Here is a 15,818-nt window from a genome sequence, read left to right as displayed (position 1 = left end):
ATTTAGGCTTCCTGGTTTCCAATCAGGGCGCGAGTTGGGCAATTTTTAACAGCCTCTAAGACATCCTGACTAGGAGAAATTTCTTTTTCCAGTTGGTCAGGGTCATCGTAAAAACGCACGATTCCATTATCGTGGTAATCAAATAATTCAGAATAGGTTTGGCAAAGCCCACAGGCAATGCAACGTTCAGGTATAAGTGTGATTTTCATATTTATATTGTAATAAGAAAAGTAAAAAAAAACAAGGAGTAAGGTATGGCAAAAGAACCGTGGCAAGAAGATATTTATGAAAATCAAGAAGAAACAAGATCAGGCCGTCGTTCGCGATCACAGGGTGGTGGAGTTATAGCGAATCGTATCTTGACTATTTTAGCTAGTATTTTCTTTGTGATTGTAGTTGTAATGATTATTGTTCTGATCTATCTTTCATCAGGTGGGAGTAATCGCACGGCAGCCTTGAAAGATTTTCACGATTCTGATGCAAATGTAGTACAGATTTCATCTTCTAGTAGTTCAGAGCAGGCATCTTCTAGTTCGGAGGAAAAGGTAGAAGAGACATCTAGTAATTCAGAACATCCAACTGATCCAGAAGGGACTACAAAAGTCTTAGCTGGAGAAGGAGAAGCAGCCATTGCAGCTCGCGCTGGGATTTCGATTGCTCAGTTAGAAGCCTTAAATCCTAGTCATATGGCTACAGGGTCTTGGTTTGCTAATCCAGGTGATGTTGTCAAAATAAAATAGGAGTTGATATGAAAACAATTCAAATTGCTATTGACGGTCCTGCTTCAAGTGGTAAGAGTACGGTCGCAAAGATCATTGCCAAGGATTTTGGATACACTTACCTAGATACAGGTGCTATGTATCGTGCGGCGACCTATATGGCTCTTAAGAACCAATTAGGAGTGGAAGAGATTGAGGAGCTTTTAGCCTTGTTGGACCAGCATCCAATCAGTTTTGGACGTTCAGAAATTGGAGAACAGCTTGTCTTTGTAGGAGATGTGGATATTACTCATCCTATCCGTGAAAATGAAGTGACCAATCATGTTTCAGCCATTGCAGCAATTCCTCAAGTACGTGAGAAACTAGTTTCCCTCCAACAAGAAATTGCGCAACAAGGCGGTATTGTCATGGATGGTCGCGATATTGGAACGGTTGTATTGCCACAAGCAGAATTGAAAATTTTCCTAGTAGCTTCTGTTGATGAGAGAGCAGAGCGCCGTTACAAGGAAAATATTGCCAAGGGAATTGAAACAGACCTTGAAACCCTAAAAGAGGAAATTGCTGCGCGTGACTACAAGGATAGTCATCGTGAGACTTCACCTCTCAAACAAGCAGAGGATGCTGTCTACCTTGATACAACTGGTTTGAACATTCAAGAAGTAGTTGAAAAAATCAAAGCAGAAGCTGAAAAAAGAATGTAAATGTAGAGAAGCCGATAGATTGATATCGGTTTTTTTCTAAATTTGTCAAAATGCTGATTTTAAGGTATAATAGTTGCTGTTCGAGAAATTTTGATTTTCAAAGAATAGTGAATGTTTATAAGGAGAAACCATGAACAACCTACCAAATTGCCCAAAATGTAACTCAGAGTATGTCTACGAAGACGGTGCCCTACTGGTTTGCCCAGAGTGTGCTTATGAGTGGAATCCTGCTGAAGTTGCAGATGTAGAAGAGGGCCTTGTTGCTATCGATGCCAACGGAAATAAATTGGCTGACGGTGATACAGTAACTCTCATCAAGGACTTAAAAGTAAAAGGTGCGCCAAAAGATTTGAAACAAGGGACGCGCGTGAAAAATATCCGCATCGTAGAAGGCGACCACAATATCGACTGTAAGATCGATGGCTTTGGTGCCATGAAACTCAAATCAGAGTTTGTGAAGAAAATTTAAGCATGTCAAAGCACTACAAACTTGTATTTTATAGCCGTATCTTCTTGTTTCTAGCGGCTTTTACGGGAGTTTATCTTGAAATCGCCAAGCATGGTGGATTTGGGATGTTGCTCTATTATACGGTTCTGTCAAATCTGTTAGTCGCGATTTTTACGCTCTATCTCTTAAAGGTTATGAGCCGTTTAGGTGAAAACTGGCAAAGGCCAAGTCTCTTGCGCTTAAAAGGTGGGGTCACCATGAGTATCATGATTACCTGTGTGATTTACCATTTCCTCCTGGCGCCCATTGCTACTAATTTCTATACTCTGGAAAATTTCCTTTGCCACTATATCGTTCCCCTTTGGTTTTTAGCGGATACCCTCTTTTTTGACAAACAGAGTCAATACAAAATCTGGGATCCAGTTGTGTGGACGATTTTACCCTTGCTGTATATGATTTTTGCTCTTTTTAATGGCTTGGTACTGAAACTTGATGTTCCTAATTCTAAGGTCAGTCCCTTCCCTTACTTCTTTTTGAATGTGAACAAGGGTTGGGATGTCGTGTTCAAGTGGTGTCTGATTATCTTTGTTGCCTATATGGTGGCAGGATTTATCTTCTACTTTATCAAGCAAATCAAGAGAAAGTCATCCTAATACTCTTCGAAAATCAAATTCAAACCACGTCAGTTTCGCCTTGCCGTACTCAAGTACAGCCTGCGGCTAGCTTCCTAGTTTGCTCTTTGATTTTCATTGAGTATAAGACACAAGGGATTCATTTTTGAGTTTAAGAAGGAGTCTGTACACCAAAGAGGCTTCTTCTTTTCTTGCTTGTTTGATAACTATCAAAAGAGACAGAAGATTAAGAGAAATATAGAAAGAGATTTTATGAAACAATTTTTAGAACGGGCCAGTATTTTGGCTCTCTCCCTCGTTTTGATTACCTCCTTTTCCATCTCGAGTGCCCTGCCAGCCATGTTTGACTATTATCAAGGCTATCCTAAGGAACAAATTGAGCTCTTGGCGAGCTTGCCATCTTTTGGGATCATGATTATGTTACTACTAAATGGTTTCTTAGAAAAAATATTCCCGGAGCGATTACAGATTAGTTTGGGATTGCTGATTTTATCACTGAGTGGAACGGCTCCATTTTGGTATCAAGCCTACCCCTTTGTCTTTGGAACGCGGATTCTTTTTGGTTTGGGTGTTGGGATGATTAATGCCAAGGCCATTTCCATTATCAGTGAACGCTATCAAGGAAAAACGCGAATTCAGATGTTAGGGCTACGCGGTTCTGCAGAGGTTGTTGGGGCTTCTCTCATCACCTTGGCAGTCGGTCAATTGTTGGCCTTCGGTTGGACAGCTACCTTCCTAGCCTATAGTGCTGGATTTTTGGTACTGACCCTTTATCTACTCTTTGTACCTTATGGAAAAGAAAAGAAAGAAGTAAAGAAAAAAACGAAGGAAGCAAGTCGCTTAACTCGGGAAATGAAGGGCTTGATTTTTATCTTAGCTATTGAAGCGGCGGTTGTAGTTTGTACCAATACGGCTATTACTATTCGTATTCCAAGCTTGATGGTGGAAAGAGGACTGGGAGATGCCCAGTTATCTAGTTTTGTTCTTAGTGTCATGCAGTTGATCGGGATTGTGGCTGGTGTTAGTTTTTCTTTCCTGATTTCAATATTTAAAGAGAAACTGCTCCTCTGGTCTGGTATTACCTTCGGCTTGGGGCAAATCGTGATTGCCCTGTCTCCATCCTTGTGGGTGGTAGTGGCAGGAAGTATTCTGGCTGGTTTTGCCTACAGTGTAGCCTTGACGACGGTCTTTCAACTTGTCTCTGAACGAATTCCAGCTAAACTCCTCAATCAAGCAACTTCATTTGCAGTTTTAGGCTGTAGTTTCGGAGCCTTTACGACCCCATTTGTTCTAGGTGCAATTGGTTTACTAACTCACAATGGGATGTTGGTCTTTGCCATTTTAGGCTCATGGTTGATTGTAACCTCTATCTTTGTCATGTACCTACTTCAAAAGAGGCTCTTTGTCAACTGTAGTGGGTTGAAGAAAAGCTAAGATCTAGAAAGGACGAAATTTGTCCTTTCTTTTTTGATATTGAGAGCGATAAAAATTCGTTTTTTGAAGTTTTCAAAGTTCCGAAATCCAAAGGCATTTCGTTTGATAAGTTTAACGAGATTATTGGTCGCTTCCAGTTTGGCGTTAGAATAGGGGAGTTGAAGGGCGTTGACGATTTTCTCTTTGTCCTTTAGAAAGGTTTTAAAGACAGTCTGAAAAAGAGGATGAACCTGCTTTAGATTGTCCTCAATAAGTCCGAAGAATTTGTCAGGTTCCTTGTTCTGAAAGTGAAAAAGCAAGAGTTGATAGAGCTTGTAGTGGTGTTTCAAGTCTTCTGAATAGCTCAAAATCTTGTCTAGAATCTCTTTATTCGTTAAGTGCATACGAAAAGTAGGGCGATAAAATCGTTTATCACTCAGTTTACGACTATCCTGTTGAATGAGTTTCCAGTAGCGTTTGATGGCCTTGTATTCATGGGATTTTCGCTCAAATTGATTCATGATTTGGACACGGACACGACTCATAGCACGGCTTAGATGTTGGACAATGTGAAAGCGGTCAAGAACGATTTTAGCGTTAGGAAAAAGTTTACTGGCAATATCGTAGTAAGGGCTAAACATATCCATCGTAATGATTTTCACCTGACAACGAACAGCTCGCTCGTAGCGCAGAAAGTGATTTCGGATGATAGCCTGTGTTCTGCCTTCAAGAACAGTGATAATGTTGAGCTTGTCAAAATCTTGTGCAATAAAGCTCATCTTTCCCTTTGTAAAAGCGTACTCGTCCCAGGACATAATCTCAGGGAGGTAAGAAAAATCAGACTTAAAACGGAAGTCATTGAGCTTACGAATGACAGTTGAAGTTGAAATAGCCAGCTGATGAGCAATATCGGTCATAGAAGTCTTTTCAATCAGCTTTTGCGCAATCTTTTGGTTGATGATACGAGGAATTTGATGATTCTTCTTGACGAGTGAGGTCTCGGCGACCATCACCTTCGAGCAATGATAGCACTTGAAACGACGCTTTTTCAGAAGAATTCTAGTAGGCATACCAGTCGTTTTGAGGTAAGGAATCTTAGACGGCTTTTGAAAGTCATATTTTTTCATTTGACTTCCACAATAAGGACAAGATGGAGCATCGTAGTCTAGTTTGGCGATGATTTCTTTGTGTGTATCCCTATTGATGATATCCATAAATTGGATATTAGGGTCTTTGATATCGAGTAGTTTTGTGATAAAATGTAATTGTTCCATATGATTCTTTCTAATGAGTTGTTTGATCGCTTTTCATTATAGGTCATATGGGACTTTTTTTCTACACAAAAAAGGCTCCATAATATCCATAGGGGGTTACCCACTACAAATATTATAGAGCCTCAAAAGAGAGCTTAGGATTGATTCCTAAGTTTTTCTTTTTGAATTTGTACCCAGACAGTTGTAAATTTTCTAGCTTGTTACGAGATTATTTTCTTGATAAAATAGAAGTTATGACAAGATATAAAGCAACTATTTCCTATGATGGTTACGCTTTTGCTGGCTTTCAGCGCCAGCCCTATGCGCGTAGCGTTCAGGAAGAAATTGAAAAAACCTTGACCAGGTTAAATAAGGGGCAATCTATTACTGTTCACGGTGCTGGTAGGACAGATAGTGGGGTTCATGCCCTGGGACAGGTTATTCATTTTGACCTGCCTTATCAAATGGATGAGGAGAAGCTCCGTTTTGCTCTAGACACTCAGTCCCCTGAAGATATTGATGTGATTTCGATTGAGCTTGTGGCGGATGATTTTCATTGCCGTTATGCTAAGCACAGTAAGACCTATGAGTTTATCGTGGATAGGGGCCGTCCCAAGAATCCTATGCGCCGTCACTATGCCACTCACTTTCCCTATCCACTCGATGTGGAACGCATGCAGATGGCAATCAAAAAGTTAGAGGGAACCCATGATTTTACCGGTTTTACAGCCTCTGGGACTAGTGTAGAGGATAAGGTTCGCACCATCACAGAAGCTAGTTTAGCAGTTGATGAGACAGGTCAGTTTTTGACCTTTACCTTTTCAGGAAATGGTTTCTTGTATAAGCAGATTCGTAATATGGTGGGGACACTGCTCAAAATCGGAAATAATCGTATGCCAGTGGAGCAGATTGACCTGATCTTGGAGAAAAAGGACAGGCAACTTGCAGGTCCCACTGCAGCACCAAATGGTTTGTATTTAAAGGAGATTCGTTATGAAGAATAATCGTATTTTAGCACTTTCAGGAAATGATATTTTTAGTGGTGGTGGATTGTCCGCTGATTTGGCTACTTATACCTTGAACGGCTTGCATGGCTTTGTAGCAGTGACTTGCTTGACAGCCTTGACAGAAAAAGGATTTGAAGTCTTTCCAACTGACGATACCATTTTTCAACATGAATTAGATAGCTTGCGTGATGTGGAATTTGCAGGTATTAAGATTGGTCTTCTACCAACTGTCAGTGTAGCTGAGAAAGCTTTGGACTTTATCAAGCAACGCCCAGGAGTGCCTGTGGTTCTGGATCCTGTCTTGGTCTGCAAGGAAACGCACGACGTAGCAGTTAGTGAACTCTGCCAAGAGTTGATTCGCTTTTTCCCTCATGTCAGTGTGATTACGCCTAATCTTCCTGAAGCAGAATTATTGGCTGGTCAGGAAATTAAAAGCTTGGAAGATATGAAAACTGCAGCACAGAAATTGCATGACTTAGGAGCGCCAGCAGTCATTATCAAGGGAGGCAATCGCCTTAGTCAGGACAAGGCTGTAGATGTCTTTTATGACGGACAAAAATTTACAGTCCTAGAAAATCCTGTCATCCAAGGGCAAAATGCTGGTGCAGGTTGTACCTTTGCCTCTAGCATTGCCAGTCACCTAGTCAAAGGTGATGAACTTTTACCAGCAGTAGAAAGCTCTAAGGCTTTCGTTTATCGTGCCATTGCACAAGCAGATCAGTATGGAGTAAGACAATATGCAGCAAACCAAAACAACTAAAATCGCCCTTGTATCCCTATTAACCGCCCTCTCTGTGGTTCTAGGTTATTTCTTAAAAATTCCAACACCGACAGGCATTCTAACTCTCTTAGATGCGGGTGTCTTCTTCGCGGCCTTTTACTTTGGTAGTCGTGAAGGGGCTGTAGTAGGAGGACTAGCAGGTTTCTTGATTGACCTCTTATCAGGCTATCCTCAGTGGATGTTCTTTAGCTTGGTCAACCATGGCTTGCAGGGATTTTTCGCAGGATTTAAAGGAAAAACTCAGTGGTTAGGCCTTATCTTAGCAACGATTGCCATGGTAGGGGGCTACGCCTTGGGTTCTACATTGATGAATGGCTGGGCTGCAGCCCTACCAGAAATTCTACCAAACTTCATGCAAAATATTGTTGGGATGATTGTAGGATTTATTCTTAGTCAAAGTATCAAGAAGATTAAGTAAAGAGGCTGAGTCAAAAGTCTTAAAAATTAGAAAAACGCATAGTATCAGGTGTTGAACCTTGATATTATGCGTTTTATTGTGGGAAGATTTTCGAAGAATATTAATCAAAATAAAGCAAGTCTTTGCTGGTGCTTGTAAAGAGGTCAAAGCCATCCTTGGTAACAACACCACAGTCTTCGATACGAACACCGACTTTACCAGGAATATAGATACCTGGTTCAACAGAGAAGCACATGCCTTCTTCGATGACCATGTCGTTTCCTTCCATGATAGATGGGAATTCGTGGACATCCATACCGATACCGTGACCAAGACGGTGGTTGAAGTACTCGCCGTAACCAGCTTTTTCGATGACCTCACGGGCAGCGCGGTCCACTTCATGGGCAGTCACACCTGGTTTGATAAAGTCAAGAGCAGCTTGTTGAGCTTCAAGAGTCAAGTTGTAAATGTCTTTCTTGAATTGGTCAGGTTTGCCGACAGCGACTGTACGAGTCATATCTGACGCATAGCCGTTGACGAGAACCCCTAGGTCAAAGAGGAGAAGGGCGTTATTTTCGACCTTATTAGCTGCTGGAATACCGTGCGGATTTGCAGCATTATCACCAGTCAAGACCATGGTATCAAAGCTCATTTCATAACCTTCACGTTTCATAGCAAAGTCAATTTGAGCGATAATATCTGTCTCTGTCTTATCAAGAGAAATATTATCAAAACCAACCTTAACAGCCTTGTCCGCATAGAGACCTGCAACCATCATTTTTTGCACTTCGTCAGCTGATTTGATGAGTCGCATGCGTTGGATACGAGGAGTGAGGTTGTCAAACTCAGCAGTTTCAAAAACGGTTTTTAAACCATGGTATTTGGTCAAGATGAGATTGTCAAACTCAACAGCGACACGTTTGAAGTCAAGTTGTGGAAGAGCATGTTTCATTTTTTGCCATGGATTTTCAGAGTCCACATAGCCCACAACTGGGAAGGAAACAGTGCTAGTAGCACGCTCAACCTCAAGGGCTGGGACAAAGAGGAGCGGTTCCTGATCCGCTAGGATAAAAAGGAACATTTGGCGTTCATGGGGATCACTGTAAAAGCCAGTGAGGTAATTGATTGTGACGGGGTCAGATACGACAGCGACGTCTAGTTTTTCTGATTCAAGATATGTTACGATTTGTTGTAATTTAGACATATGCTACCTTCTTTCTACTCCTCTATTTTGGCAAAAAATGAGAGAAAATGCAAGGGAGAAGGGTAAAAGAAAAGACAAAAAGAACTCCGACAAGATAACGGAGTTCTTTGATATAGTTTCACTTTGTTTAAGAAAACTCAGCCTTGCTTTTGACGTCGCTGTATTCCTCAGCGATTTCTTGGCTGAGAATGTCCTCATAGGCAGGGAGTTGAATGTCCTGACCATATTTCTTCTTGAGGGCGGTAGTGACTAGGCGATAAGCCAGATTGGCATTACGAGAGAGGATAGGTCCGTGGAAGTAGGAACCAAAGACATTCTTATAATGAACTCCTTCGCCGACCTTTTCTTCGTTATTTCCATTTCCATAGACAACCTGTCCCAGTGGTTTTTGGTCATTAGAGAGGAAGGTACGGCCTTGGTGATTTTCAAAGCCATAGTAGGTTTCATTGAAATCTTCATTGTGAATCTTGATGTCACCGATAAAACGGTTATTGGTCTGGTTGAGGGTGTAGTGGCCCATGACACCGAGCCCTTCGATACGTCTCCCTGAAGCTTCAATATAATATTGACCCAATAGTTGGAAACCACCGCAGATAGCCAGAACCACACCGTCATTTTGGATGTAGTTGTCAATGCTCTCTTTTTTGGCAGGTAGGTCGTCTGCAATAATACTTTGTTCAAAGTCTTGACCGCCACCGAAAAAGGCGATGTCGTAGTGATTTTCATCAAAATCATCATGAAGTGAAACGATGTCAACCGTCACATGGGCTCCCAGTTTTTCAGCCACATACTTGAGCATGAGGATATTTCCATTGTCCCCGTAAGTATTCATGAGGTTTCCGTAGAGGTGGGCAATGTTGATCTGATAGGGGTAATTGCCAGCTTTTGAGGAAAGTGAAGTATAAACCATTAGTTCATCTCCTTTCTAACAATCTGACGACTAGCCAGCAGTTCTCGGAATTCAAGCATAGCAGTATAGGTAGCCAGAATATAAGCATGCTTGCAGTCTTGGTTCTCAATGGTCATAAGAACTTGTTCCAGACTACTTGTTTCAGTGATTTTATCAGCTGGATAGCCTGTCACTCGGAGACGACGTGCAATTTCAGAATGGCGAACACCGCCAGCGTTGATTTCGGGGATGTCCATGTCAGTAATTTGTTCAAAATCAGCATCCCAGATCCAGCTGGTATCAATTCCGTCTGCATAGTTAGCGTTAAGGAGGACAGATAGGCTAAATGGATAAGGTGCTAGTTTAATCATTTCGATAGCTTGGGTCGCACCGACTGGATTTTTAATCAAGACGAGGGTACATTCCTTGTTACCGATATGGAAGGTTTCTTGGCGTCCAAAGACAGCACGGCTCTTATCAAATCCCTGTTTGATGAGTTGTGAATCTGCACCAAGGAAACGGGCGATGGCAACCGCTGCTAGGGCGTTGTAGATATTGTAGAGCCCACCGATTTGAATACCGTACTCTTGGCCGTCTATGACAAAGCGAGAGCGATTGTTGGTCAACTCAACTAGTTCTGTCAAGCGATAGTTGAGATCAGGACGTTTACATCCACAGCCTTCACAGATATAGGCACCCAAGTTTGCATAGGTATTGTGCTCGTATTTGAGGATGCCTTGGCAGTCAGGACAGAGAATCCCTTCTGTATTATAGTGAGCTAGTTGGGCTGGCCCTTTCTCCAAGTCAAAACCAAAATACTTTACAGGATTTGGAATAGCTGGCTTGTAGAAAAGTGGACTGTCTCCATTAAGGAGAACAGTGGCAGTAGGCACCTTACGAATAGCGTCCAAAATCATCTTGTAAGTTGTGTAAATCTCACCATAGCGGTCCATTTGGTCACGGAAAATGTTAGTAATGACAAAAAGGCTAGGATGGATATAGTCACAGATACGAGAAAGACTGGCTTCGTCAATTTCGAGGACGGCAATATTTTTCCCAGTTTTAGAAGATTTGGCTGTTAAGAAGGTTGTCGCAATCCCTGTAATCATGTTGGCACCGCTTGGGTTGGTCAGAACTTGACCATAAACCTCTTTTAAAATGCCGACAGTGAGGGCAGTTGTCAAGGTTTTTCCGTTGGTTCCAGTGACCACGACAATCTCGTAGTTCTTAGCTAGGTTTTGTAAAATATCTTTATCAAATTGAAGGGCGACTTTTCCTGGGAGCGTACTTCCTCGGCCAAGACGGCTTAAAACGAAGTGGGAAGAACGCCCAGCAAGAAGGCCCAAAGTAGTTTTTAAGTTCATGTTTCTATTATATCATAAAAGAGGGAAAAGACAGATTTGAGATTTCGCAGAAGTAAAAACAGCCCACAGAGGGCTGTCAGTTAAGATGAGATTTCAACTTAAATCGCAAACAAGTCATTCAAATTCTCAGCCAAGGTTGGGTGAGTGAAGATTTGTTTTGTGAAGTAAGTGTAAGGAATCTTATTGTCCATAGCAACAGTGATGATGTTGATGATTTCTTGAGAACCTTCTGAGAAGATGCTTGCTCCAAGAATTTCTTTTGTTTCAGTATTAACCACAGCTTTGAAGGCTCCACGAAGGTCTCCGTTTACGTGACCACGAGGCATAGCTGCAACAGGGATTTCTTTCACTGCGTATGGAAGTTTCAAATCAGCCGCTTGGCTTTCAGTCAAACCAACTTGTGAAAGTGCAGGTGTGATGAACATAGTATTTGGTACATTGAGACGGTCTTCAAGTGTGTAGCTGCCATCTCCAGCAAGGTAGCTGTAAACAACACGGAAGTCATCAAGTGAAATGTAAGTAAATTGAAGTCCACCGTTGACATCTCCAACTGCAAAGACACCAGGAACGTTTGTTTGACAATGTTTGTCTACTTTAATAGCACCACGTTCAGTTAGTTCAATATCTGTATTTTCAAGTTGAAGTGGTTCTACATTTGGTTTGCGTCCAGTTGCGTAAAGAAGGGCATCGAAACGGTAAGTTTCGTTTTCGGTTACGACAAGGACTTGGTCACCGTCATTTTTAATTTCAGTAGTACGGATATTTTGAAGCAATTCAATACCGTCTTCTTCCATGTATTGTTTAGCAAGAGCTGCGATGGAAGGTTCTGCACGAGGAAGGAAAGTATCCAAGGCATCTAAGACTGTAACCTTGCTTCCAAGTTTATTGTAAAGGCCAGCAAATTCAAGACCGATATTTCCGCCACCAAGGACACCAAGTTTTTCAGGTAATTTGTCCAAGTTTTGGATACCTGTTGAGTCAAAGACGTTTTTGCTTGTAGCAAGTCCAGGGATTGGCAAGACGTTTGAAACAGCACCAGTGTTGATGACGATTGTTTCAGCGGTCAGTTCTTTCTTTTCATCACCAGCTTGGATTTCGATGACTTTATTTGAAAGGAAGTGAGCTTCCGCATCAAAGATATCTACGCCTGTACCAGCAACAGTCGCATAGTTTTTACCGTTAAGGCGACCAGTGATAGTGTTTTTGGTAGCAATGACTTCTTCAAAAGATAAGTCTTTCTCAGCAGCAACTAACAAAGTTTTAGTTGGGATACAACCGATGTTGATACAAGTTCCACCGTACATAGCTTTGCTACGTTCAACGAGGGCAACTTTTTTGCCAGCTGAAGCCAATTTACCTGCTAGTGTTTTACCAGCTTTACCAAATCCGATAACGATTAAATCATAAGTTAACATTTAGAGTTCCTCCTATTCGAATTTCATTCTAGCACAAGAAAAAAACTTTTGCACAATTCTGCTACGCTTTAAAAAAGTTTATGAAATAGTGGAAAGTTTAACTTTATTTTCTCAGAAAAATCGTTTACATGACTTTATCGACGGATTAGGCTATCTTTTGCTTCTCTCTTGTGTTATACTAGATAGGTTGCAAAGAAAACAGTACTTTTCTTTTGTGGAAAAGAAGCAACACGATTTTATATCCAGTATATGAAAATACGTCATAAAAAGAAAAGTATAAACTAAGCCCTATAGGGTGGCTTCGCACCACCTTTAGAAAGAAGAATAACGTGAAATTTAATGAATTAAACTTGTCTGCTGATTTGCTAGCAGAGATTGAAAAAGCTGGTTTTGTAGAAGCCAGTCCGATCCAAGAACAAACCATTCCCTTGGCCCTTGAAGGCAAGGACGTTATCGGTCAAGCTCAGACTGGTACAGGAAAAACTGCAGCCTTTGGCTTGCCTACCCTTGAAAAAATCCGTACAGAAGAAGCGACTATCCAGGCCTTGGTCATCGCTCCAACTCGTGAACTCGCTGTCCAAAGTCAAGAAGAACTCTTCCGCTTTGGTCGTAGTAAGGGAGTCAAAGTCCGTTCAGTATATGGTGGATCAAGCATTGAAAAACAAATTAAGGCTCTTAAATCTGGTGCCCATATCGTGGTGGGAACACCTGGTCGCCTTTTGGACTTGATTAAACGAAAGGCCTTGAAATTACAAGATATTGAAACTCTTATCCTTGACGAAGCGGATGAAATGCTCAACATGGGCTTCCTTGAAGACATTGAAGCTATCATCTCCCGTGTCCCTGAAAACCGTCAAACTCTTCTCTTCTCAGCAACTATGCCAGATGCTATCAAACGTATCGGCGTTCAGTTTATGAAAGAACCTGAGCATGTGAAGATTGCTGCTAAGGAATTGACAACAGAATTGGTTGACCAATACTATATTCGTGTTAAAGAACAAGAAAAATTTGATACCATGACTCGTCTTATGGATGTGGAACAGCCTGAACTTGCTATCGTATTTGGGCGTACAAAACGCCGTGTAGATGAATTAACTCGTGGTCTTAAAATCCGTGGCTTCCGTGCGGAAGGAATTCATGGGGACCTAGACCAAAACAAACGTCTTCGTGTCCTTCGTGACTTTAAAAATGGCAATCTTGATGTTTTGGTTGCGACAGACGTTGCAGCGCGTGGGTTGGATATTTCAGGTGTGACCCATGTCTATAACTACGATATTCCACAAGATCCTGAAAGTTATGTTCACCGTATCGGTCGTACAGGTCGTGCCGGTAAGTCAGGTCAGTCGATTACTTTCGTATCACCAAATGAAATGGGCTACCTTCAAATCATTGAAAACTTGACTAAGAAACGCATGAAAGGCCTCAAACCTGCAAGTGCAGAAGAAGCTTTCCAAGCTAAAAAACAAGTGGCTCTTAAGAAAATTGAACGTGATTTTGCAGATGAGACTATCCGTGCCAACTTTGAGAAATTTGGTAAGGATGCTCGTAAGCTAGCTGCCGAATTTACTCCAGAAGAATTGGCAATGTATATCTTGAGCCTGACTGTTCAAGACCCAGATAGTCTTCCTGAAGTGGAGATTGCACGTGAAAAACCACTTCCATTTAAACCATCAGGTAATGGCTTCGGTGGTAAAGCTAAGGGAGGTCGTGGAGGCCGTCGTGGGGACGACCGTCGAGACCGTGATCGCCGTGGCAATGGTCGTCGTGATGATTTCAAAAAAGGAAGTCGTGGCAATGATCGTTTTGATAAGGAAAAACGTTACCGTAAGGATAATAAAAAACCACGCAATACTTCAAGTGAAAAGCAAACAGGCTTTGTTATTCGTAACAAGGGCGATAAATAAGAAAAAGCGGTTCAAAATGTGTACTGACCCCCAAAAGTTGGACAAATAATTATTGAAAGGATTTAGTTCTGTATTGCACAGGGCTAAGTCCTTTTAGTTTGACTTTAATTCGTTTGTTGTTGTAGTAATCAATGTAGTCCACAATAGCTTGTTCAAGGTCTTCTAAAGACCTAAAGTGCTTCTCATAACCATAAAACATTTCAGATTTCAAAATGCCAAAGAAGGACTCCATCATGCCATTGTCTGGGCTGTTGCCCTTGCGTGACATGGATGCTTGAATTCCCTTACTCTCTAGGAACCGATGATAAAAATCGTGTTGGTATTGCCAGCCTTGATCGCTATGGAGAATCGTATGCTCGTAGTGTTTCTCTGTAAAGGCCTGGTTTAACATAGCTTTCACTTGTTCTAAGTTTGGTGAAGTTGAAAGATTATAGGCGATAATTTCGCTATTAAATCCATCTAAAACTGGCGATAAATAGAGTTTCTGTGTGCTATTTGGAATGGCAAACTCTGTCACATCCGTATAGCACTTTTCCATTGGCCTTGATGCTTCAAACTGACGTTGAATGAGATTCTCTGCTTTCTTACCAATCTCTCCTTGGTAGGAAGAATACTTTCGTTTCCGGCGAATTCGAGCTGTTAAACCAAGGACTTTCATCAGACGTTGGACCTTCTTATGGTTTACTATATGACCACGATTCCTCAATTCAAGAGTAACTCTACGATAGCCATAATTTCCTTTATGGTCATTATAAATGGCCTGAATTTCGGTTTTAAGCTCTTTATCTTTATCAAGCCCATCCAGTTGTTTCAACTGATAATAGTAAGTTGAGCGAGCTAAACGTGCTGTTTCAAGAAGTAAATCTAGTCGAAATCCTCCTGAAGCCATTTCTCTAATTGTCTCTGCCTTTCTCGCTCTAAGGCTTCGTCCCTGTCTTCCAGCTCTTTTAACTTTTTTAGGTAGGCCACCTCAGTCCGTAAGCGTTCATTCTCCTCTTGGAGTCGCTCTAGTTCTGTCATTTCTTCCCAGGTTTTCTTCCGTTTACGTCCCATTTTAGTTGGTCTCCCTCTTGTTTTCTCAACAATAGTATACCCGTTTTTCTTATATTGTGCTAGCCAATTTGGAAGCATACCACGATTTGGGAGAGCATATTTGAGAGAAACTCTATCTTGAGACCAGTTTTCATGTAAGACTTTATTAATCATTTCTTGTTTTAAATGAGGAGAATAGTAACGATTTTTCCCTTTTTTGACGAACTCTATTCCGTAACGATCAATCAATTTAATCATGTACCTAAGATTAGAATTGTTTATCTCAAATTTATTTGAAAGCTTCTCTAAGCTATATCCTTGTTTTCTAAGTTCATAGATCTGAACTTTATCTTCATAACTCAATTTCATAATAAAACACCCCAAAAGTTAGATTTTTTCTGTCTAACTTTTGGGGTGCAGTTCAATGAATCGCTTTTTTATATAAGGAGACCAAGGGTGAAAGAAGATGGTGATAGCAAAGGATAGGTGAAATGGAAAGGTATTACCCATCTATCTTATTATGATAATATAATATCAAAAATAAATTAGTTTGTCAATGATAAAAATATATTTTTCTAAAATATTTCAGCTAGTCTAAATTGCAATTAAATAAGCAATTTTCAGATAATAATTGAAAATTTAAGCTTTTTATGTTATAA

At 41.1% G+C, this 15,818-nt stretch carries 16 protein-coding genes; 9 read left to right on the top strand and 7 right to left on the bottom strand.

Features of this window, described 5'->3' with window-relative positions; all coding sequences use genetic code 11:
- Positions 1-2 precede the first annotated feature (2 nt).
- Complete coding sequence (locus tag ACN076_RS08595; RefSeq protein ID WP_023945469.1) at positions 3-209, bottom strand: ferredoxin; 207 nt, start codon at positions 207-209, stop codon at positions 3-5.
- Positions 210-254: 45 nt separating this feature from the next.
- Between ACN076_RS08595 and ACN076_RS08590 the strand changes: the two genes are divergently transcribed.
- The 5 genes from ACN076_RS08590 (at position 255) to ACN076_RS08570 (ending at position 3,934) form a co-directional block, all read left to right on the top strand.
- Positions 255-740, top strand: a complete 486-nt coding sequence (locus tag ACN076_RS08590; protein ID WP_261038475.1) for an SAG1386/EF1546 family surface-associated protein — start codon at positions 255-257, stop codon at positions 738-740.
- 8 nt (positions 741-748) lie between these two features.
- Positions 749-1,420 carry a (d)CMP kinase gene (cmk, locus tag ACN076_RS08585; RefSeq protein WP_261038476.1) on the top strand — a complete coding sequence of 224 codons (672 nt, stop codon included), beginning with the start codon at positions 749-751 and terminating at the stop codon, positions 1,418-1,420.
- A 130-nt stretch (positions 1,421-1,550) separates the two neighbouring features.
- Positions 1,551-1,889, top strand: coding sequence for a zinc ribbon domain-containing protein YjdM (locus ACN076_RS08580; RefSeq protein ID WP_001061596.1), 339 nt, complete (start codon positions 1,551-1,553; stop codon positions 1,887-1,889).
- Positions 1,890-1,891: 2 nt separating this feature from the next.
- On the top strand, positions 1,892-2,521 hold the full coding sequence (locus ACN076_RS08575) for a Pr6Pr family membrane protein (RefSeq protein ID WP_261077665.1): 630 nt from the start codon (positions 1,892-1,894) through the stop codon (positions 2,519-2,521).
- A gap of 231 nt (positions 2,522-2,752) precedes the next feature.
- Complete coding sequence (locus ACN076_RS08570; RefSeq protein WP_420789837.1) at positions 2,753-3,934, top strand: MFS transporter; 1,182 nt, start codon at positions 2,753-2,755, stop codon at positions 3,932-3,934.
- On the opposite strand, the gene ACN076_RS08565 is transcribed toward ACN076_RS08570, so the two are convergent.
- Positions 3,931-5,187, bottom strand: a complete 1,257-nt coding sequence (locus ACN076_RS08565) for an ISL3 family transposase (protein WP_420789543.1) — start codon at positions 5,185-5,187, stop codon at positions 3,931-3,933. The genes ACN076_RS08570 and ACN076_RS08565 overlap by 4 nt on opposite strands.
- 233 nt (positions 5,188-5,420) lie before the next feature.
- Between ACN076_RS08565 and truA the strand changes: the two genes are divergently transcribed.
- From truA to ACN076_RS08550, 3 genes are read left to right on the top strand one after another with little or no spacing between them, the layout of a single operon-like run.
- A complete protein-coding gene (truA, locus tag ACN076_RS08560) occupies positions 5,421-6,170 on the top strand; it encodes a tRNA pseudouridine(38-40) synthase TruA (RefSeq protein ID WP_261106176.1) in 750 nt (249 codons plus the stop codon).
- Positions 6,160-6,933, top strand: coding sequence for a bifunctional hydroxymethylpyrimidine kinase/phosphomethylpyrimidine kinase (locus ACN076_RS08555; protein WP_261059683.1), 774 nt, complete (start codon positions 6,160-6,162; stop codon positions 6,931-6,933). The genes truA and ACN076_RS08555 overlap by 11 nt, the downstream gene beginning before the upstream one ends.
- Positions 6,911-7,372 (top strand): ECF transporter S component, encoded by a 462-nt coding sequence (locus ACN076_RS08550; protein WP_261059682.1) that lies wholly within the window; start codon positions 6,911-6,913, stop codon positions 7,370-7,372. Before ACN076_RS08555 ends, ACN076_RS08550 begins: the two co-directional genes overlap by 23 nt.
- A 100-nt stretch (positions 7,373-7,472) precedes the next feature.
- On the opposite strand, the gene ACN076_RS08545 is transcribed toward ACN076_RS08550, so the two are convergent.
- The 4 genes from ACN076_RS08545 to ACN076_RS08530 form a co-directional block, all read right to left on the bottom strand.
- Positions 7,473-8,555: a M24 family metallopeptidase gene (locus ACN076_RS08545; protein WP_060805423.1), complete on the bottom strand. Its 1,083-nt coding sequence runs from the start codon at positions 8,553-8,555 to the stop codon at positions 7,473-7,475.
- Positions 8,556-8,682: 127 nt separating this feature from the next.
- Positions 8,683-9,465, bottom strand: coding sequence for a lipid II isoglutaminyl synthase subunit GatD (gene gatD, locus ACN076_RS08540; protein WP_261038492.1), 783 nt, complete (start codon positions 9,463-9,465; stop codon positions 8,683-8,685).
- Positions 9,465-10,808, bottom strand: coding sequence for a lipid II isoglutaminyl synthase subunit MurT (gene murT / locus ACN076_RS08535; protein WP_101782514.1), 1,344 nt, complete (start codon positions 10,806-10,808; stop codon positions 9,465-9,467). Before murT ends, gatD begins: the two co-directional genes overlap by 1 nt.
- 98 nt (positions 10,809-10,906) lie before the next feature.
- Positions 10,907-12,223, bottom strand: a complete 1,317-nt coding sequence (locus ACN076_RS08530; protein ID WP_033682109.1) for an FAD-containing oxidoreductase — start codon at positions 12,221-12,223, stop codon at positions 10,907-10,909.
- A 329-nt stretch (positions 12,224-12,552) separates the two neighbouring features.
- Here ACN076_RS08530 and ACN076_RS08525 point away from each other — a divergent pair, with 329 nt between their 5' ends.
- Complete coding sequence (locus ACN076_RS08525) at positions 12,553-14,127, top strand: DEAD/DEAH box helicase (RefSeq protein WP_060805426.1); 1,575 nt, start codon at positions 12,553-12,555, stop codon at positions 14,125-14,127.
- Positions 14,128-14,176: 49 nt separating this feature from the next.
- Here the strand turns inward: ACN076_RS08525 and ACN076_RS08520 are convergent.
- Positions 14,177-15,528 (bottom strand): IS3 family transposase gene (locus ACN076_RS08520; RefSeq protein ID WP_134813905.1). Its coding sequence is split into 2 segments (ribosomal slippage): positions 14,177-15,087 and positions 15,087-15,528, totalling 1,353 coding nucleotides; the frame shifts between segments, so codons are not numbered across the junction.
- Between the last annotated feature and the right edge of the window lie 290 nt (positions 15,529-15,818).

The sequence above is a fragment of the Streptococcus sp. K0074 genome, from assembly GCF_048843365.1.
GTDB lineage: Bacteria > Bacillota > Bacilli > Lactobacillales > Streptococcaceae > Streptococcus > Streptococcus mitis_BM.
Note: the sequence above shows the minus strand (reverse complement) of the source record. Positions and strands in the feature narration are given on the sequence as shown.